The sequence below is a fragment of the Mycobacterium sp. genome (assembly GCF_049647605.1).
GTDB lineage: Bacteria > Actinomycetota > Actinomycetes > Mycobacteriales > Mycobacteriaceae > Mycobacterium.
Window position 1 is genome coordinate 1 of sequence record NZ_JBARXZ010000233.1, and the last position, 18,424, is coordinate 18,424.

Here is an 18,424-nt window from a genome sequence, read left to right on the forward strand (position 1 = left end):
CACCGGAAGTGCCTTTCTTGCCGGACATGATTGTTGCGTAGAGAACACCAATCATTCCAGTTCAGAGGGCACTTTCCTCATTCCGACACCCCATGACCAGCCAATTCATCGGTGGATCGAGGCTTAGTCCTGGAAACAGCTGTGGATACGCGCACCGCCGGCGGGCACGCCCCGCCGGCCGTGCGCTGCTTCCCGGGAAACCCGTCAGCGGCCAGTCGCCCGCGGGAGCTCTCGGGCTCGCCGATGATCGCCCGCCCTACCTTCTTGAAGGCCCAGGCTGCCGGTTGATCGTCGAGTGGCTCGAACACGAGTACCCGTACCGAGAATGCGACAGCTCGGCTCTTCTGAGCAGTTCCACATCGGTGGTTTGCCCTCGTTGAGCCTGTTCTGCCGCCGACCGCGTTGAGCACCAGCTGAACGCAAAACGCGAGTATCGAAACCGCGGGTTCGTTGCAAAAATAGAGCAATGTCCAGCACCAATACGCTTTTCGTGATCTGCCAAGCCAAGGGAATACTCGCATTTGGCGGTCACGTGGTCACCCACGCAGAGGTGTCGAAGGGAAGGGTCGACACGTGAGTCTCGACCCCCGAGCCCTTCATCGCTTGACGACGGTCGCCGAAGTCGAAACCATCATCGGCCACCCGCCTGCCGTTGTCCTGGCGAAAGAACTCGACCACCTCGACGCCGGCTGTGAAGAAGTTCTTGCCCACTCCCCCGTCGCGGGTATCGGATACCTCACCGGTCCTGACGCCCACCCCGTCACGACCTATATCGGCGGCACCGCGGGATTTGCCGAAGTGTTGAATCCCAACAAGATCTCCATCGCCATTCCAGACGGCTACGACCCACCACTGCAGAAGACCGGCATCTCGTTGGTATTCCTCCTTCCCGGAGTAGGTGAAGTCCTCCGGTTGAACGGTCGGGTCCTGCGATCAGGCCTGTCGGTGGAAATCTGCGTTGAACAGGCCTTTGTCCACTGCGCCAAAGCGATTCGCCGATCCAACCTGTGGCACACAACGACACCCGACGACACCGCCAACCACATCCCCACCGATTCGGCGATCGAATCCGGTGGGCCGACAACGCTCGATGATCCGGTGGTCGCCACCTGGTTCGCGACCTCCCCGTTCCTCGTCGTATCGACATGGGCCGGCGATCTGTCCAGCGACACGAGTCCGCGCGGCGACAATCCCGGGTTCGTCCAGATACTCGACGCGAACACGATTGCCATACCGGATCGAAAAGGCAACAAACGGGCAGACACATTTCACAACCTGGTCGAAAACGACCACATCTCCCTGGCGATGCTCGTTCCTGGCCGCAACACCGTCATGCACCTTCGTGGCGCCGCGTACATGTCAGACGAGCCCGCATTGCTGGCGACCATGGAGTTCAAAGGCGCCAGCGCCCACGCCGCTCTCGTCATCAGGGTCGCCCACGTCGAGTTGCGCGACAACAACGCAATTCGCACGTCCGACATGTGGCACGCTCCCAAGCCACCGGCCGGAGAGATGCCCAACTTGACGGCCCTGGCCGCCCAGCATGTTGTCATCATGTCGAACCGGACGAAGCGTCGATCACCGCTCGGCGCGGTCTTCGGCTTGCTGGCAAAGTATCCACGACTCGCCAAAGCAGTTGCCGATCTCACCTACAAGTCCGAGTTGGCGGGCGAGGGATACCCCGTCCCAGCTTCACCGCAAGAGACCTCCTCGCCCAACATTATTCGCGATAGGGCCAGGGGAGGATGGTTCGGACAGTTTCTTGCATTCCTTCGATCGACCGCCCGCAACTCCACTGCCACTGCAGTTGGTCTACAAGACGTCACCGTGGCGGCCGTGATCTGCGAGACTTCCTCTGCCACAACCCTTGTCCTCGAGGACCCCACCGGGGCCACCTTCGAGTTCAAGGCCGGACAGTTCTTCACCATCGCGGCCCGTGTCGGCAAACGCACCATACGGCGCGCATATTCGGCGTCATGCGCCCCTGGCGATCAACGACTTGCCATCACTGTCAAGCAAGTGGCCGGTGGCTCATTTTCCACTCACCTCAATTCCAAGATCAAGCGGGGCGACACCCTTCAAATCCTGGGACCGTCAGGCAGTTTCTGCATCTCGGACCCGAGTTCGGCACCCAGGCAACTAGTTCTCATTGCCGCCGGCAGCGGTATCACGCCGATCATGAGCATCCTGCGCACCATGATGGCCGAAACCTCGGACGGTCGAGTGGTCCTCATCTATGGCAATCGCACCGAGCGCGACATCATCTTCGCCGACGCCCTTGCTGAACTGTGTGCCGCCCATCCCGATCGCCTCATCGTGCGCCACGTACTCTCGCAGCCATCACCGGCGTGGACTGGCGCGACGGGCCGGCTCGATCAGCAAGTCCTGCAACGAGAGCTGAGCGGACTGGCGGTCACCCCGCACGCTCACTTCTACCTATGTGGTCCAGAGGGAGCGATGAACGGCGCCCGCAGCGTTCTGATCGACAGCGGCGTCGACGAAGAGCGCATCCACCGAGAGCGGTTCATTGGGGCAATCGACAGACTCCCTGTTGCCGGCTTTGCACCCCGGCCGATGGTCGTCGTCGATTCCCGCGGCGAACAGCTCGCCGACGTGGAAGTCCAGCCCGGCACCAGCCTCTTGCAGGCCGGCCTGGCCGCGGGCCTGTCGATGCCGTATTCATGCACCGTCGGAACCTGCGGCGACTGCAAGATGAAGCTCATCGAGGGGGAAGTCGTCATGGGTGAGCCGAATTGCCTATCACCTGAACAGCGCGCTGCGGGGTTCATCTTGACATGTATCGGACAACCCCGCGCTGCAGTGTGTATCGAGATCGAGGATGAGTAATTCTGTTGTGACGCCGGGCCGCTCGTGACGACCGCCCAGCCTTCGGATGCGAGTAGAGTTCCTGGGCGACCGGACTGCGACGAGCACATTCAAGCAGTTCACGAGCCAAGTATCGCAGCGGTCGAAGAATCCGACACTCGCCTTTACGCACTTTTCTCGGGAGCATCATGACCGGCGGTAAACCGCAACTCGATCCGCGTAAGCAGCCGCGACAACGCCGATCAGAAGAGACGCGGTGCCGCATTCTCGATGCCGCTACCCAAGTTTTCGCCCGCTACGGATATGCCGGGGGAACGACCAATCGGATCGCCGAGTGGGCAGAACTCTCGATCGGCTCTCTCTATCAGTACTACCCGAACAAGGACGCGATCCTGTTGGAGCTCGCGACGCGTCACCTTGACGCCGGGGCGGCCACCGTTCTGCGCCAACGCCCAAGGGATCCGGCACCGGCACTGATCGACGTGATCACCGCAATGGTGCGGAGCAACATCGACAATCATCGAGCCGATCCGGAATTCCTACGCGTCCTGATCGAGCAGGCACCCCGTTCCCGTGACCTCATGTCGAAGGTCGCTGAACAAGAATCTGCGCGCATGGCCGATCTACTCGACATCTTGGAGCGGTCTCCCGAAGTCACCATCGACGACAAGGAGACCGCCGCACAACTGGTGGTTTCGACCATCGAGATGGTGGTTCACCACACTCTTGCCGGACCCGACACCGTCGATCCGGCACGGCTGGAGACGCAGCTCATCGAGATGCTCTACCGATACCTTGTGGGTGCCCCAGCCGGCGAGGCCTCACACTGACCCCGCGGCGGTTCACTGGTCGCATAGTGCGTAGCCGAGGAGCGTGACGATATCGGGTTGGACGTCGGGTGCCTGAGTGAATGTGATCGAAACCGCGCGACCTTCGATGGTGGCGCCGGCGACGGTGTAGTAGCCGGGGATGGCACCGGTGTGGCCGATGAGCCTGGCTCCGCAGGGCAGGTCGGTGGCATCGATTCCGATGCCGTACCCGGGTCCGCCGTCACCGTTCGGGATGAACTGTTCCATCTGCGCCAGGAGGTCGGGTGCGACGATCTTGCCTGTGACGAGGCTGAGGTAGAAGTTGTTGAGATCTGAGCCGGTCGAGACGATGGCGCCCGCCGCCCAGGGAATCGACGGTTCGATCCGGGACACATCGGTGACAACACCATTGTCGTTCTCGTAGCCGTGAGGATGCGGACCCCGAAGGTCGAGTTCTCCCGGTGCGGGCAAGTACGTGTGATTCAGGCCGTAGGGCTTCAACAGTCGCCTGTTCAGCTCGTCCGCGTAGCTGTTCCCGGTGATTTTCTCGATCAAGATTCCAGCAACCAAGTAATTGGTATTGGTGTATCTGTAATCGGTTCCGGGGGCAATCTGCGCTGGGTGGTCGAGCGCGACGGCCAAGGCTTCTTCGGGAGTAACGGTTCGATGGTGGGCAGCAGCTTTCAGCTCGTCTGTGCGTGGATCTCCGGAGAATTCCGGGAGCCCACTGCGGTGTTGCAGTATCTGGCGCACCGTGATGTTTCGACCGTCTACCCCCTCACCTGAAACCACTCCTGGGAGATATTTGTCGATGGGGTCGTCCAAATTCAGTCGCCCTTCGCCGGTCAGCTGCATCAGGATCGCGGCGGTGAATGATTTGGTGATACTGCCGATTCGGACCTGCGCGTTCTCGGGAATGGTTTCTCCGGTGGCACGGTTTCCGACCCCGCTGGTGAGGATCGTGGTGTGACCGTCGGCGGTGAGTGTGGCAATCATGCCCGCCACTCCGGAACCGACGATCTTGTCGATCTCGGATTGGACGGCTGCCTCGCGGGCAGCAAAATCTGGTGGCCGAGGCATTTCAGAGTTGCTCGTGCAGCCGGTCAGTAGAACTGCGACAGCCAATAGGACAGCAGCGCTGCCCTTACGGCTGATCATTCTGCCGGTCAAGGGTTTCCAAGAGTGAGTTGATGGTGTCGATGATGAGATCCGGTTGGTCGTGGATGATCATGTGGGCGCTCTCGGTGGCGGTGACGAGGGTGGCGTCGGTGGACAGGTCCAGCATTTTTTGTTGCCCGTCGTGCCAGATCGCCTCGAGCTGTTCGCCGACCTCGGGGGAAATGCCGGCCGTGGCGTAATCCTGTGATCTGCCTCGGGCAATGATGCGGACGGGAAGGTCGCCGAGGTTCTGCCCTCGAATGGTGTCCTCGGTGAGATGCGCCAGATCGGCCTCGCGCTGCTTGGTGGTGAAGTAGCTCGGGGAGGCGACAACATCGAGGAAGGCTTCGCGGTCCTGCGGGGCGACGAGTCCGTCCAGTAGGGCATCCGAGAACGCGCGCAGGGCCCCGGACATCTTGAGCGCCGTCAGGATCGCCGGTGGCGGGTTGCCGGTAAATCCGGCTTCTTCGAGGAGCGTTGCCGTTCTGCGGTCGTCGTCCTCCGGTCGAGCGTCGATGAGGACAAGTCCGGCCACCTCGTCGGGATGGAGTTGCGCAAATTCGCGGACGTACATTCCACCGAGGGAATGCCCCACCAACACGTACGGCCCCGTCAACCCGGAAGCTTCTAGGGCGGTGCGGAGTTCGGTGACGATGTGGGCCCCGCTACGCGAATTCGGGGAAGTCTCACTCCACGCGTACCCGGCGCGGTCGTAGGTGATCACGGTGGCGTTCTCGGCAAGCACGGCCGGGATTTTGCGCCACGACAGACTGGTTTCACCGCTGCCTGCTTCCATGACCACCACCGCATCGCCGGTGCCCTGCTTGACCAGGTGGAGGCGGAACCCGCCTGCGTCGATGAGCCCTCCGGGCATCGCCGTTTGGGCTTCCCGGTCCGCGGTGATCAGATGTTCGGCTGAGGCGGCGGTGACGCCGACGGCCAAGAGAAGTACTGCGCCGACGGCGATACCGCGAAGTGTGTTTCGGCCGAGCACTTCTCGAGAATCGGTCTCGACGGCCACCGGCGGCATGGAGGTTCTTGGGGCTTTTCGTGGCCAGAGGGTGTAGCTCACCGCCCACAGCACGTCGATCGTGACGACAAGTCCCAGGATGGGGAAGATCGCGTCCAGCCCCGCAGCTCGGTGCACCGAGCCCATCCACACGCCCATCCCCAGCAGCAGTGCACCGCAGATCGATGCGCCGAGAAGAGTGCGGACCACATCACCCCAGCACTGCCGCGCATAGTCGCCGCCGACCGGCGCCGCCGGCCGAGTACCGGTGACACATCGATAGGCGAAACGAGTATCGGCCCACCGCAACATGCGGCGACCGTAGGCAAGCGAGAAGCCGAGATACAGCGCCGCGAGCCCGTGGTGCCACGACGCGACCGCGCCCCGATGCAGATCGACGGCTGTGACGACAAGCAGCGCCAGAGCGGCCGCCGGGGCAAGTGTCAGTACCGCAGCGCCGAGCTTCGGCAATCGCCACAGATAGCGAGCAGCGAGCCCGGCTGCGATCACGATCCAGAAACCGATCTCGCACGCGATGGTGGCACCCAGGATCATGACCACCCTTTAATTAGCACGACTGTATTCACAAAGCATGTTAGCACGACTGTGTACATTGGGGCGGTGCCGAAACGTATCGACCACCGCGCCCGGGAACGAGAGATAGCCGAGGCGGCATGGAAAGTGGTCGCGCGAGATGGCGTCGGGCAGCTCTCGGTGCGTAATGTCGCCCAGCAGGCAGGGCTGGCGACAGCTTCGCTGCGTCGCGCTTTTCCGACCCAAGACGCACTGCGCGCCTACTGTCTGGAATTGGTCCGCGAGCGGACGCAGTCCCGAATCGATATTGTCGATCAGAGCCTTCCCGTGCCGGAGTTCGTCGAAGCGTGCCTGCTGCAACTACTTCCACTCGACGACGATCGCAGGCTGGAGATGGAGGTCTTCATCGCGATCGGGGTCCTGGCCCTGACCGACAGTGCACTTCGGGCCCCATACGGCAAGGTGCACGATGAAATCGCGCTAGCGTGTTTGTCATTGCTGAGGATGCTCGCGAACGAGGGCCCGCACCGCGATGTCGGCGACGGCGAAATCGATATCGAGTCCAGGCGCTTGCACGCACTCATCGATGGACTGGCCCTACATCTTGTGCGGCACCGGAGCGCCGAACCCACCGACTGGGCTACCGAAGTACTGTCCGCACATTTGCTACAACTACAAACTCGCTGGCAAACCGCTTAGTACGTATCCATGCCGACCGGAGAACAACTTTGCCCTGGGTTGGCAGCACGATCATCGAAACCAAGCTGCTGACGAATTCTTCTGCGCCACAACAAAATCATCGAGATTCGCCACAGAGGACAGTCGTCCATCGGTATAGTCGGAGCCCGCACAAAGGAAAACCTTGGGGGAGGTCTTTTTGTCCGATGGCAACCGAACTCGCTCGGATCACCGCAGTCCTGAAGAAAACACTCGAATCTTTGCATGGAACCGCCGACGACTTGGCTCGCGAATCGGTGAGGGTGCTCGGCGTTAATCAGACGGATCGACGTGCCCTGGAACTCATTCTCCTGGCGCGTGGGAAGGTCACGACTCCAGGACTTCTGGCCGACCGACTCGGTCTCACCGCCGCGGGCACCACGATCGCGCTCAACCGCCTGCAGAAGCTGGGCTACGTCAACCGATCGCTACATCCGACCGATCGCCGCCGAGTGGTCGTGGGGGCCACAGATCTCGCTGCACGCCGCACCTCGGAGCTCGCCTCCCCCCTGCTGGACCAGGGCGGTGAGTTGCTGTGGGGCTACAACGCGGGGGAGATTGCGCTGATCGTCGGCTTCCTCACCCGTACCGACGAACTACAACAAGCTCATCTGAACCGCGTGCGTGAGTTGGATCCCTACCCTCAGTAGGGGGTCATCGTCGATCTCCAGAACCGTGAACTCCAGGTCGCACCGCGGGCCACAACAGCTCAAAAATCCGCGTCTCCCAGCCGTGGGCCACCGACTCCCGTCTGGCGTTTTCGGCTATATAGGCGCCCACCACTGCGTCGATCAGCGTGGCGTTGTCGACATCGGGACGTAGGGAGCCATCCGCCTTTCCGTCGTTGATCACGGCTTCCAGGACAGCGCGCTGCCGGGCCAGAATCTCCTGGAACAAGGCGGTGAATTCCGGGTCGCCTTTGGTGAGCAGCGCCGCCAGCCCGCCGAAGCCGATACCGTCCTGGACCACCGCCACCGCATTGGCGATGACCCACCGAAGCCGGGTCTCGCCGTCGGCATGGGCCACCGGCAGCGGTGGGGAGTCCAGGCCCGCGAGCGCGGACGCCAGCATGTCCCGTCGGTCGCGATGGCGGCGGTAGATCGTGGTTTTTGCAATGCCGGAGGCCGCCGCCACTGCCTCGACCGTCGTCGCCGCGGGCCCTCTGCCCCGCAGCAGCTGCAGCGTCGTTGCAGCGAGTCGGTCGTCGACACTGCGCTGGCCTGCCATCGACACTCCTTTGTCGCCACGGAATTTTCCGGACCGAATCTACGCTACAGTGACCGTAGCGCTACGCTACGCGTAGCGTATTGCTAGTCGTTGAAGCTGAGAGGAAGAGCTGTGAAGTCGAAAACCATCGGACCGGAGATCGTCACCTACGCGGCCTACGTCTGCGTGCTCCTGGCATTCGTCTGTCTCGGCCTGCTTGTCGCGGCACTCGCCCTCGGAACTGGAGGAGCAGCGGCCCTCGGCGCCACCCTGGTCACATGCCTGATCCTTGCCGGCGCGGGCTTCCGGGCCGGCGCCAGGAAACTCGACAACGCGCGAGCACCGGGCAACCCCGGGAGCCCCAGCATCTGGGACAAGCCGTTGGCACCGGAACAAATCGCCCAGTACCGACGCAGTTACGGCGCCGCGCACGAAGAAACGCGATCGGCGACAAGTCACGAGAGCCAAATCAGGCCGGCAGCAACCGATCAACGCGCGGCTTGATCAGCCGTTGTACCCGACACTGTCGGCGACGACGAGCCTCCCCCGCTGCAGTCATGGGGCCGAATCCAAAAGCGATATGTATGACGACCGGCATATAATTCGGCGATAGACGCCCAGCCGAAGGAGAAGCCATGTCCGCCGCGCACGTCGTGACCGAGACGCATCAGATGACCCGGCTGAACATCTCGACGGGGATTCCGATGGAGGCATTTCTTGCCTCCTTCGAGGCAGCCGCACCCGCATTCGATCCTCAGGCGTTCGCTCAGTGCTCAGACTGGGACGACGTCGTCGACATGATGGCCACCTTTGCCCCGCATGGACTGACCATCTATGCCCGCCTGGATACGCGCGGCCCAACGCTGGCCCTCAGCGATATCCGCACGCACGCGGTCGAATACCTTCTGGGCAACCACGTCATCGCCGAGACGATGTTCCGCCACAACCCCAACGCCCTGCTCTACGCCCCGCTTCGGGTTCTGATCTACAGCGACGAAGCTGGTGAGGCCGTCTTCGCCATCGATCGCCCCTCCACGGTGTTCCGTGGGCTCCATGACAAATCGATCGCTGAGACCGGAAAGCTACTCGACGACAAGGTGTTCGGGTTGCTGCGGGCCATTGGCGTGGACACCTCGGCTGCGCTTGTCGGCGACTGACACCTGCCCAGGTGGGGACGGGACCGTATTGTGGCCTCGTCGATCCGTTGGCCGATTCGTCGGTGGCCGGGTGGCTCTTTCGGCCGATAGCTCTCAGTGAACGAGGATCCGATGAATGCGATGCCCGCACCGAAACCGGCCCCGACGCAGGACGACTCCAAGACGCGAATGATCCGATCCGCGATGTATCTGCTGGCCCGGGCGGGCTACCAAGGGACCTCGTTCAGTGCCGTGCTCGAACACTCGGGAGCGCCGCGCGGCTCGATCTACTACCACTTCCCGGAGGGCAAGGATGAGCTGATCGCCGCAGCCGTGGACGCAACCTTCCGCCGCGGCATCGAACCACTCGACGAGCTGCGCGGAAAGTCCTTGACCACGGTATTGCGGGGTATCACCGATCATTGGCGTGCGTTGCTGGTGCGCAGCGAATGCCGAGCCGCCTGTCCCGTCATCGCCACGTCGGTCGGTGCCACCAACCCGCAACTACTCACCCACGTCGCCGAGATCATGGCGCAGTGGCGTGAGCACTATCGGCACACCCTCGAACAATCAGGAGTTCCCAAGAATCGGTCGGCCGAGCTGGCGGCGATGCTGTTGGCGGGATGCGAGGGGGCGATGCACCTGGCCCGCGCGGAGGGGTCGCTCAAGGTATTCGACGAGGCCACCAGTGCGCTGCGGCGCAGTATTCGGGCCAGCGCCTGACTGGCTGACTGCCGACGGCGACGCCTGAATGCCGCCGCCTACCTGCCAACCGGCGAGATTCAATCCTCTGCGACGTTCTCCGGCATGTCGTCGCAACTGGTTGAGTGTCGGCGCACCAGACCGGCGCGCCAGACCTCCTCGGCGCCCACCGGCGAGGCGGCGAGGCACGCTAGCGGCGTGGCGTCGTGGTGATGTGCACATGGTCGTAGTGCCCATAACCCGACGCTTGCGGACCGGCCGGCGTGTAGTAGGTGCCGCGCCAGATCACATCCTGCAACCCGAGTCGAGCCGCATTGCTCATCGCGAACGCGAGGATCTGGTCGCCGAGCGCGATGCCCTCGGGACTTTCGGGGTTGGGAATCATGATGTCGATCGCCAGCCCGTTCGGATGCCACGGCTTCGAGTCCGGCCGGACCCCGTCGATATCGGCGATCTGGGGAAACTGTGCACTGACAGCCCGGGCGGCCAGGACGGTGTTGGCCTGTAACCCGGCCTCGGACGCGACGCCGACGGGCAACGCCTCCGGGATGTCCATGGCGGCCGGTGGCGGGGGTAGACCAAGGTCGACTGGGGGCTGGCCGGGCATCGCGACGATGGCCGGGTCTGCCGGAGCCGGCTCACTCGGCGGTGGGGGTGGGACCGCGTTGTCGACCGCCGCCTGCTGTTGCGGTGTCAGCGCCGCGTACTGCGCCTCCGCCGCCGCGATCTGCCGCAACAATTCACCCCACTTGGCCTGCAGATCTGCCCGTATCGCTGCGGCCCGCTCGGCCGCGACACGGGCGTCGGCTGCCGATCTCTCCGAAGCCCCCGCAGCAGCGGTCGCGGCCTCCCGCGTTGCCCGAAAAGCCGCCAACTGTTCGGCCGCTCGCTCGGCTATCGTCCGCTGAAGAGCCAGCCCCTCGATCAGCTGCTGCGGGGAGGCTGCTGTCAGCACCGCCGCCATCTGACCGGTACGTCCGCTCATATAGGACATCGCCGCCAGCCGGTCGACCACATCCTGGTGGGGTTGAAGCTCCGAGTTCGCGACCGCGAGAGCATCCAGGTCGGCGCGGTGGCGGTCTTCGGCTGCCGTCTGCTCCGCCGATCTCGCATCGGCATCGAGCTGGGCAGCCGTGACGGCCTCGCGAGTCTGCACCGCCTGCTGGGACAACTCGTTGAGTTTGGCCAGCGCATCAGCCGCAGGGTCCGCCTTCACGCCACCGATCGACGTCGCCAGCACCAGGACCGCAGCCGCTGTACCGCACACCGCTCGCCGGAGTGAATGGCGTGCCCCGGTCACTCGGATTGTCACGGTCCTTCGCCTCGAGGACCGTCTCGGCCCGGCTGTTCACGTCTCGGACAGGCTACGAACTGGCCCAGACGATGTCCACTCGTCCGTAGGTGTGGTCGCCGACCGGCGGGCGCTCTCACCAAGGCCTATTTCACGCAGCGGCATCCGAAAAACCATTACTCGAGCGGGCATCCAACTCACTGACGCGCCCAAATAACCGGCAAAAGCGGCCAGCCGACAGCTTGTTTTCCACGGAACGTCGACAAACTGGCTTTTATTTTTTTCTCGGGTATGGTCGGCAATCGAGGACAGTTATCGAGAAGGAGAAGTAAGATGGCTGGCAATTCGCGGGGTCGTGAACTCAAAAAACCCGAGATGACAATCAAAGAGCGCCGAGCCCTCAAGCGCGAAAAGCAGCTCGAAAACACCGATCTGAAGCGGAAGACGTAGGCCGCCGAACCGTACGGGGTCTCCTAGAGCGGCGCTTATGCCCGAGGCACTCCGCTCGACGCGGCACTCGACCGTGGTCGCAGATGGCTTATCACTGAGCGGCAACTGACGGGCCGAATCGATTCCTGGCTTCCGATCGACAGCTTTGTCGGTGACGATGAGTTCGGAATCGATGTTTATGAAGAATGCGCTAATCATCGCCGCGAGGCGGTTTATATAGAACCGCTATTGCCTGGCCGAAGAATTAGTTTGAATATTCGTATCAGCCGGTCTACGCGGAAACCCAGAGTGGTGACGGTGCCTCCCCGATCAATCGGTGAGGCACCGCCTTTGGCGCAGCGACTTGGCACCGCTCAATGTGCCATTTGAATGAGAAAAGAGATCGACATGGCCGCTCAGGAACCCTGCATAGCTCCAGTGCTGGTCTTCGTACACCCCACGGGCTTCGCGGACGACGTCGTTGCCGCACTTCGACGCAACGGCCTCCCCGTCGTTCACGGGCGCAGTCCGCACTTGCCCGACGATTCGCAGGACCGCTCGATCGACTCCGCAATCGTCATCCTCGATACCGTCGCTACCGAGTCCCTTTTCACGGAGCGAATCTCGTGCAGGTCGCGTAAGCGGCTGAAAGCTTGCGAAGACGACACCTGCAGGTCGGCGGTCACGACGGCCCTCGCCCATGGGGCACACCGTGTCCTGCTGATTTGTGATGGCCGGCGGTTGACCTGCGGGCAACGACTACGCGCACTCCGTTGGCTCCGCCACGTGGCGAACCGAATCAGATACGAAAGTGCCATCAACGGCGTAGACGGCATCCTCGCGTTGTACGCGATAAGCGACACCGACGACGATGTTCACCGCCTAGCCACTGCCATCGCGGCGTGGCACAACGGCAAAGAGTCCAACGACCCGGAAGACGCAAAACGGGTGACGACGTTGGGTTCTGTGGACGGCGATCAGCACCGCCGGCGCCCGACGCCCCAATCCAGATCCGGTCGACGAACCGCCGGTCGCAGCCGGTTACATGCTGCGTAGTGCCATGGTGGCGACCGCTGGGATTCTTTGATGGGAATCGTCCGTCACGCCGAGCACGCGTTGTTGAGGCACCGCGCCCGGCGAGGCTTCGACGTCAATGTTCATCTCATCGTTAACATCAGGCCGTGCAGGACTCGCCGGAAACTCTCGGCCTTCGGCCGTCACGCCCGGTATCCCGGCGCGACGCGCTGCGTTACGCCGCCTCTGCGTCGGCACTAGCCGGCCTAAGTGCCGGTTCAGCAGCTCTCGGTAGCCCCACGGCGGCAGCCGCCACTCCGTTACTGATCGACTACGCAGCGCACCAAATCCCCGCCGAACACATCAGGGCTGCGGGATACGCCGGAGTGGTGAACTACGTTTCCCTGTCACGTCCTGGCACCAACTTCGGCGCCAAGCCGATCACTCGGCCCTACGCCGAGTCGCTGGCCAGAGCCGGGCTGGTGATCCTCAGCAACTACCAGTACGGGAAGCCGGGCGGCAGCGCTCCGTCGGACTTCACCCGCGGGTTCGCCGGCGGTGTCGCGGACGCCCGGACCGCCTGGCAGCTGCACACCGCGGCTGGAGGCGCCCAAAACGCTCCCATCTACTTCTCGATCGACGAGGACATCAGCCGAGACACGTGGAACAGCGTTGCGCTGCAATGGTTCTACGGAATCAACTCCGTACTGGGCGTGCAGCGAACCGGCGTTTACGGCGGCATCGACGTGTGCCATTGGGCTGCCGTCGCCGGCGTAATCGGGAACTCCCGCACACCCGGACGCGTCTGGGCGTGGCAGACCCGGGCCTGGTCGGGCAATCGGGTCCACCCCAACGCCGTTCTCTATCAGCGCATCGTGGCCACCAAATCGAATCCAGGTCCGTTGGTCGGGGGCTACGAAGTCGATGTCAACGACGTCCTGGCCCAGGATTGCGGCCAGTGGAATCTGCATCCGTGACGTGCTACCCCACTACACGACGCATTTACAGCCCCGGGTAGAGCGGGTACGCGTCCGCCAACGAACGCACCCGCGCGGCGAGCTCACTGGTATGGACGCCCTCTTCGGCGATGAGTGCCTGTGCGATCAGGTCCGCGACGACCGCGAAGTCGGCTGTGCTGAAGCCTCGAGCCGCCAGTGCGGGTGTGCCGATGCGCAGGCCCGACGTCACCATCGGAGGCCGGGTGTCGAAAGGCACGGCGTTGCGATTGACGGTGATCCCGATGGCATCCAGTCGATCTTCTGCTTGTTGGCCATCGATGGCCGCGTCGCGCAGATCGACCACAACCAGGTGCACGGCGGTGCCACCGGTGACCACGGCGATACCGGCTTCCTTGGCGTCGGCGCCGCTGAGGCGTTCGGCGATGATCTTCGCCCCGTCGAGGCAACGCTGCTGGCGCTCCACGAAGTCGGGTTCGGCAGCCATTTTGAATGCCGTTGCCTTGCCGGCGATCACATGCTCGAGCGGGCCGCCCTGCTGACCGGGAAACACCGCGGAATTGATCTTCTTGGCGATGTCGGCATCGTTGGTCAGGATGATTCCACCGCGGGGTCCGCCGAGGGTCTTGTGCGTCGTCGAGGTCACCACGTGCGCGTGCGGCACTGGCGACGGATGCAGCCCCGTCGCGACCAGGCCGGCGAAATGCGCCATGTCGACCATCAGATAGGCGCCCACTTCGTCGGCGATCTCTCGGAACCGGGCGAAGTCCAGCTGCCGTGGGTAGGCCGACCATCCCGCGATGATGAGTTGGGGTCGATGTTCACGCGCCGCGGCCGCGACCTCATCCATGTCGATGAGGTAGTCCTTCTCCGAGACCCCGTACGCGGCGACGTTGTACAGCTTGCCGGAGAAGTTGATCTTCATCCCATGGGTGAGATGTCCCCCATGCGCCAGGGACAGACCCAGAATTGTGTCGCCGGGCTTGATCAATGCGTGCATCACCGCGGCATTGGCGGTAGCACCCGAATGCGGCTGCACGTTGGCATATTCGGCGCCGAAGAGCCCCTTGACGCGGTCGATCGCCAGTTGTTCGATGCCGTCGATGTGTTCGCAGCCGCCGTAATAGCGGCGTCCCGGGTATCCCTCGGCGTACTTGTTGGTCAGCACCGAGCCTTGGGCCTGCATGACCGCCACCGGGGCGTGGTTCTCCGAGGCGATCATCTCCAAACCGGTGCGCTGACGCTGCAGTTCCTTGTCGATCAGGCCATTTCGCAGTCCGACAATTCCGCCGCCGATCACTTGTGGAACACGTTTGGGGATCCCAATACCGCCGCTGCCGCGGTGGACACTGCGTTGCGTGATGGCGGCGACGTATCGACGCCCGTTCAATCTCAGCAAGTGCATCCACCGTACAGCCCCCTACGGCCAAACAGATTGGCCCACAGATCAAGCTGCGATCGTCGCCTTCCAGCTACCGCTGCATAACCGGAGTGGCACCCGTGCTCGAGCAGATGCGGGTTCTCGGCGGCAGCCAACAATGGGGACTGGCGCCGTTCTCTGACATTGCCGCCAAAGGTGGCTGGGGGCCGGAATCGGACGGGGGATATCTGATACGTCAAATAGCACTGGTCAGCAACAGCAGCGGCACCTTTGGCGTCTCGCTTGCAGCCAAACGAGTCGACGGCAGCTTCGAATCCGGGAGAGCAATGCTCAACGGCCTCGGATAGTGGGTTGACCATCGACGCAACGACATCGTCGGAAGCCATTGCTGACCAATGGTTGTCCGCATCCGGCAACGGGGCAGGCGCGCCAGCAGCGGCTTCGAGGACGCTGACGCCGACCGAGAATTGGCAACCAATCTCCCGGCGGCATCAGCTCGTGACCCGGTCAGTCGCTGGGCAGCCGCGACGCGGAACGATCCCACGTCGACATCACGATGAGGCTTTTTGTCCCGGATACCAGACCCGTGCTCCGGATCGCGTTGACCACTGTCTGCAGGTGCTCGACGTTACGGACCTTGAACCGCAACAGCGCATCTGGATCGCCCGAGATGGTGAAGAACTGTTGCACCTCGGGAACCTGCCGGGCGATCTGCTCGATCTCGCGGGTGTCCACGCTGCCCACCAATCTGATCTCTGTGAACGCCTCGATGCCGCCGGCCGCCACTTCGTCGATGACCGCCACGTAACCCTTGATGATGCCCGTGGATTCCAGTCGTGAGATCCGGCGAGCCACTGGAGCGTTGGTCAACCCGACCTGACGCGCGATGTCGCTGACGGCGGCACGGGCGTTCGTACGCAGAATGTCCAAGATCTGCTGATCTATCTCATCCACCGATGCTCCTAGTCAAAATAGGCCGATTTGCGCACTATATTGCACGTTTCTACCCGTTTACACACACTGATTATGTGTTCTGAGCCTAGTCAAAGCGTGGTTATTGCGTCTGACCCCACTTGAATGGCACGTTCTTCGTGAAGAAAGGACGCCGCCCCGATGCCCGTAACCGAACTTGCCTGTCCAGCTGCCGATGCAAGTGCCCATCCTGTCGCGTGGAGCGTTCTCGGACCTGACGGCACCCTTGTTGCGACGCAACTCGACGACCGGTACAACGGTCTGGATCTGCGTCAGGCGCTGCGCGATATGACGTTGGCCCGGCGAATCGATACCGAGGCGATCGCACTGCAACGCCAGGGCGAGCTCGGCCTCTGGCCCTCCATGCTCGGACAGGAAGGCGCCCAGGTGGGGGCGGGGTTGGCCTTGCGGCCACGTGATGTCGTCTTCCCCACCTATCGCGAGCATGCCGTGGCATGGTGCTTCGGGGTCGATCCGGTGCAACTGCTCGGACTGTTCCGCGGCACCACAATGGGCGGCTGGGATCCGGCAGAACGCAACTTTCACCTCTACACCCTGGTCATCGGCGCGCAGACTCTTCATGCCGTGGGTTACGCGATGGGTATCGTCCGCGACGGGGATGTCGGCACCGGTGACCCCGAACGTGATCGCGCGGTTCTGGTGTTCCTCGGCGACGGCGCTCTCAGCGAAGGCGAGTCGAACGAAGCCTTCGTCTGGGCGGCCGCGCAGCACCTGCCCGTGGTCTTCTTCTGCCAGAACAACCAGTGGGCCATCTCGGCGCCCTTCTCAGTGCAGAGCAAAGTGCCGGCCGCGCAACGGGCGGCTGGTTTCGGGTTCCCAGGCGTGCGGGTCGACGGCAACGACGTCATCGCCTGTCATACCGCTACCCAACAAGCACTCGCCTCCGCGCGGGCCGGCGGCGGACCGACCCTGATCGAGGCAGTCACCTACCGCCGCAATCCCCATACCACTTCCGACGACGATCTGCGCTACCGCAGCGCCGGCGAGAACGACCACTGGAGTGAGCTGGATCCGATCACGCGGCTCCGTCGGTACTTCGCCGCTCAGGGCGGACTCGACGACACCTTCGAAGCCACCCTCACTGCCGACGAGCAACATCTTGCCAAACGGCTGCGCAGCGGTTGCCGCGAACTGCCGATACCGCAACCAGATTCACCGTTCATCAACACTCTCGAGCACATGACCCCTGAACTCGCACGCCAACGCGAGCAGCATCTTGCTTTCGTGAACTCCCAGGCCGAGGCTCAGCGGTGACCGCCACACTGGAGACCGCAACAGCCCCCAAGGCCCTCGCACATGCGCTCAACGATGCACTGCGCCACGAACTCGACACCGATCCCAGGGTTCTCCTGCTGGGCGAGGACATCGGCCAACTCGGTGGCGTCTTCCGCGTCACCGACGGCCTTGCCAAGGACTTCGGTGAGGACCGGGTGGTGACCTCCCCACTGGGCGAAGCCGGCATCGTGGGGAGCGCCATCGGCCTGGCTCTGGCCGGCTACCGGACCGTTGTCGAGATCCAGTTCGATGGGTTTGTCTTTCCGGCGATGAATCAGATCGTCACTCAGCTCGCCAAATATCGACATCGATCCGAAGGCAAGATCAGTCTGCCGGTTGTCATCCGCATACCCGTGGGTGGGGGAATCGGTGCGATCGAGCACCACAGCGAGTCGCCCGAGGCCTACTTCGCCCACACACCCGGCTTGCGGGTGCTCTGCCCTTCCACCCCGCAGGAGGGCTACACCCTCCTGCGGGCGGCCATTCGGTGCAACGATCCGGTGGTGTTCCTCGAACCCAAGAAGATCTATTGGGGCAAAGGAGAGGTCGACTTCGACTCTCCTGCAGATGATCTGGACGCTGCACGTATCGTCCGCCGCGGCGACGCCCTGACCATCGCGACATACGGAGCGCTGGTCTCCACCGCGGTCAAAGCCGCTGACGAGATGGCCGCCGATGGCCACGAGGTCGAGGTCATCGACCTACGAACACTGGCTCCCCTCGATCACGACACCGTCGTGGAGTCGGTGCGCCGCACCGGACGGCTGGTCATCACACATGAGGCGTCTCAATCCGGCGGCATCGGCGGCGAACTGGCCGCGCGGGTGCAACGGGAGGCGTTCTACGACCTCGAGGCTCCGGTCCTGCGGGTCACCGGGTACGACACTCCCTACCCGGCGAGCCGACTCGAAGCCGACTGGTTGCCCAGTCTCGACCGATTGCTCGACGCCTGCGACGCCAGCCTCGCCTACTGATCACCGCAGGCCGA

General features: G+C 63.2%; 18 protein-coding genes. 11 read left to right on the plus strand and 7 right to left on the minus strand.

Annotated elements, in window-relative coordinates:
• The first annotated feature begins 573 nt into the window (after positions 1-573).
• Together WBB07_RS28985 and WBB07_RS28990 are read left to right on the plus strand one after the other, a co-directional pair.
• Positions 574-2,847, plus strand: a complete 2,274-nt coding sequence (locus tag WBB07_RS28985; RefSeq protein WP_526313139.1) for a 2Fe-2S iron-sulfur cluster-binding protein — start codon at positions 574-576, stop codon at positions 2,845-2,847.
• A gap of 167 nt (positions 2,848-3,014) precedes the next feature.
• Complete coding sequence (locus tag WBB07_RS28990; RefSeq protein ID WP_526313140.1) at positions 3,015-3,656, plus strand: TetR/AcrR family transcriptional regulator; 642 nt, start codon at positions 3,015-3,017, stop codon at positions 3,654-3,656.
• 12 nt (positions 3,657-3,668) lie between these two features.
• On the opposite strand, the gene WBB07_RS28995 is transcribed toward WBB07_RS28990, so the two are convergent.
• On the minus strand, positions 3,669-4,715 hold the full coding sequence (locus tag WBB07_RS28995; protein WP_526313142.1) for a serine hydrolase domain-containing protein: 1,047 nt from the start codon (positions 4,713-4,715) through the stop codon (positions 3,669-3,671).
• A gap of 64 nt (positions 4,716-4,779) precedes the next feature.
• Positions 4,780-6,357 carry an alpha/beta fold hydrolase gene (locus tag WBB07_RS29000; RefSeq protein WP_526313144.1) on the minus strand — a complete coding sequence of 526 codons (1,578 nt, stop codon included), beginning with the start codon at positions 6,355-6,357 and terminating at the stop codon, positions 4,780-4,782.
• 66 nt (positions 6,358-6,423) lie between these two features.
• Here WBB07_RS29000 and WBB07_RS29005 point away from each other — a divergent pair, with 66 nt between their 5' ends.
• Positions 6,424-7,035, plus strand: coding sequence for a TetR/AcrR family transcriptional regulator (locus tag WBB07_RS29005; RefSeq protein WP_526313146.1), 612 nt, complete (start codon positions 6,424-6,426; stop codon positions 7,033-7,035).
• A gap of 185 nt (positions 7,036-7,220) precedes the next feature.
• Positions 7,221-7,703 carry a MarR family winged helix-turn-helix transcriptional regulator gene (locus WBB07_RS29010; RefSeq protein ID WP_526313148.1) on the plus strand — a complete coding sequence of 161 codons (483 nt, stop codon included), beginning with the start codon at positions 7,221-7,223 and terminating at the stop codon, positions 7,701-7,703.
• Between the two features lie 4 nt (positions 7,704-7,707).
• Here the strand turns inward: WBB07_RS29010 and WBB07_RS29015 are convergent, their stop codons facing one another.
• Positions 7,708-8,280, minus strand: coding sequence for a TetR/AcrR family transcriptional regulator C-terminal ligand-binding domain-containing protein (locus WBB07_RS29015; protein ID WP_526313150.1), 573 nt, complete (start codon positions 8,278-8,280; stop codon positions 7,708-7,710).
• A gap of 111 nt (positions 8,281-8,391) precedes the next feature.
• On the opposite strand from WBB07_RS29015, the gene WBB07_RS29020 reads away from it, so the two are divergent.
• From WBB07_RS29020 to WBB07_RS29030, 3 genes are all read left to right on the plus strand, one after another.
• Positions 8,392-8,763 (plus strand): hypothetical protein, encoded by a 372-nt coding sequence (locus tag WBB07_RS29020; protein ID WP_526313152.1) that lies wholly within the window; start codon positions 8,392-8,394, stop codon positions 8,761-8,763.
• Positions 8,764-8,894: 131 nt separating this feature from the next.
• The gene (locus tag WBB07_RS29025) at positions 8,895-9,416 is read left to right on the plus strand and encodes a DUF302 domain-containing protein (protein WP_526313154.1); all 522 of its coding nucleotides are present in this window, start codon (positions 8,895-8,897) and stop codon (positions 9,414-9,416) included.
• Between the two features lie 120 nt (positions 9,417-9,536).
• Complete coding sequence (locus WBB07_RS29030; RefSeq protein ID WP_526313156.1) at positions 9,537-10,118, plus strand: TetR/AcrR family transcriptional regulator; 582 nt, start codon at positions 9,537-9,539, stop codon at positions 10,116-10,118.
• 169 nt (positions 10,119-10,287) lie between these two features.
• Here the strand turns inward: WBB07_RS29030 and WBB07_RS29035 are convergent, their stop codons facing one another.
• Together WBB07_RS29035 and WBB07_RS29040 are read right to left on the minus strand one after the other, a co-directional pair.
• Positions 10,288-11,397: a coiled-coil domain-containing protein gene (locus WBB07_RS29035; protein ID WP_526313201.1), complete on the minus strand. Its 1,110-nt coding sequence runs from the start codon at positions 11,395-11,397 to the stop codon at positions 10,288-10,290.
• A gap of 750 nt (positions 11,398-12,147) precedes the next feature.
• Positions 12,148-12,336, minus strand: a complete 189-nt coding sequence (locus tag WBB07_RS29040) for a hypothetical protein (protein ID WP_526313158.1) — start codon at positions 12,334-12,336, stop codon at positions 12,148-12,150.
• A gap of 662 nt (positions 12,337-12,998) precedes the next feature.
• Here WBB07_RS29040 and WBB07_RS29045 point away from each other — a divergent pair.
• On the plus strand, positions 12,999-13,808 hold the full coding sequence (locus WBB07_RS29045) for a glycoside hydrolase domain-containing protein (RefSeq protein WP_526313160.1): 810 nt from the start codon (positions 12,999-13,001) through the stop codon (positions 13,806-13,808).
• 25 nt (positions 13,809-13,833) lie between these two features.
• On the opposite strand, the gene glyA is transcribed toward WBB07_RS29045, so the two are convergent.
• Positions 13,834-15,087, minus strand: a complete 1,254-nt coding sequence (gene glyA, locus WBB07_RS29050; protein WP_526313203.1) for a serine hydroxymethyltransferase — start codon at positions 15,085-15,087, stop codon at positions 13,834-13,836.
• A gap of 191 nt (positions 15,088-15,278) precedes the next feature.
• Between glyA and WBB07_RS29055 the strand changes: the two genes are divergently transcribed.
• Entirely contained in the window at positions 15,279-15,515 is a 237-nt protein-coding gene (locus tag WBB07_RS29055) for a hypothetical protein (RefSeq protein WP_526313162.1), read from the plus strand.
• Between the two features lie 160 nt (positions 15,516-15,675).
• On the opposite strand, the gene WBB07_RS29060 is transcribed toward WBB07_RS29055, so the two are convergent.
• Complete coding sequence (locus tag WBB07_RS29060; protein ID WP_526313164.1) at positions 15,676-16,122, minus strand: Lrp/AsnC family transcriptional regulator; 447 nt, start codon at positions 16,120-16,122, stop codon at positions 15,676-15,678.
• Positions 16,123-16,281: 159 nt separating this feature from the next.
• Between WBB07_RS29060 and WBB07_RS29065 the strand changes: the two genes are divergently transcribed.
• Positions 16,282-17,415 (plus strand): thiamine pyrophosphate-dependent dehydrogenase E1 component subunit alpha, encoded by a 1,134-nt coding sequence (locus WBB07_RS29065; protein ID WP_526313166.1) that lies wholly within the window; start codon positions 16,282-16,284, stop codon positions 17,413-17,415.
• Positions 17,412-18,410: an alpha-ketoacid dehydrogenase subunit beta gene (locus WBB07_RS29070; protein WP_526313168.1), complete on the plus strand. Its 999-nt coding sequence runs from the start codon at positions 17,412-17,414 to the stop codon at positions 18,408-18,410. Before WBB07_RS29065 ends, WBB07_RS29070 begins: the two co-directional genes overlap by 4 nt.
• Positions 18,411-18,424: the final 14 nt, after the last annotated feature.

What these genes read in the sequence shown, in the direction of transcription:
- WBB07_RS28995 (WP_526313142.1), bottom strand. Translation starts at nt 4,715, where the DNA reads ATGCCTCGGCCACCAGATTTTGCTGCCCGCGAGGCAGCCGTCCAATCC.
- WBB07_RS29010 (WP_526313148.1), top strand. Translation starts at nt 7,221, where the DNA reads ATGGCAACCGAACTCGCTCGGATCACCGCAGTCCTGAAGAAAACACTC.
- WBB07_RS28990 (WP_526313140.1), top strand. Translation starts at nt 3,015, where the DNA reads ATGACCGGCGGTAAACCGCAACTCGATCCGCGTAAGCAGCCGCGACAA.
- WBB07_RS29015 (WP_526313150.1), bottom strand. Translation starts at nt 8,280, where the DNA reads ATGGCAGGCCAGCGCAGTGTCGACGACCGACTCGCTGCAACGACGCTG.
- WBB07_RS29000 (WP_526313144.1), bottom strand. Translation starts at nt 6,357, where the DNA reads ATGATCCTGGGTGCCACCATCGCGTGCGAGATCGGTTTCTGGATCGTG.
- WBB07_RS29065 (WP_526313166.1), top strand. Translation starts at nt 16,282, where the DNA reads ATGCCCGTAACCGAACTTGCCTGTCCAGCTGCCGATGCAAGTGCCCAT.
- WBB07_RS29030 (WP_526313156.1), top strand. Translation starts at nt 9,537, where the DNA reads ATGCCCGCACCGAAACCGGCCCCGACGCAGGACGACTCCAAGACGCGA.
- WBB07_RS29025 (WP_526313154.1), top strand. Translation starts at nt 8,895, where the DNA reads ATGTCCGCCGCGCACGTCGTGACCGAGACGCATCAGATGACCCGGCTG.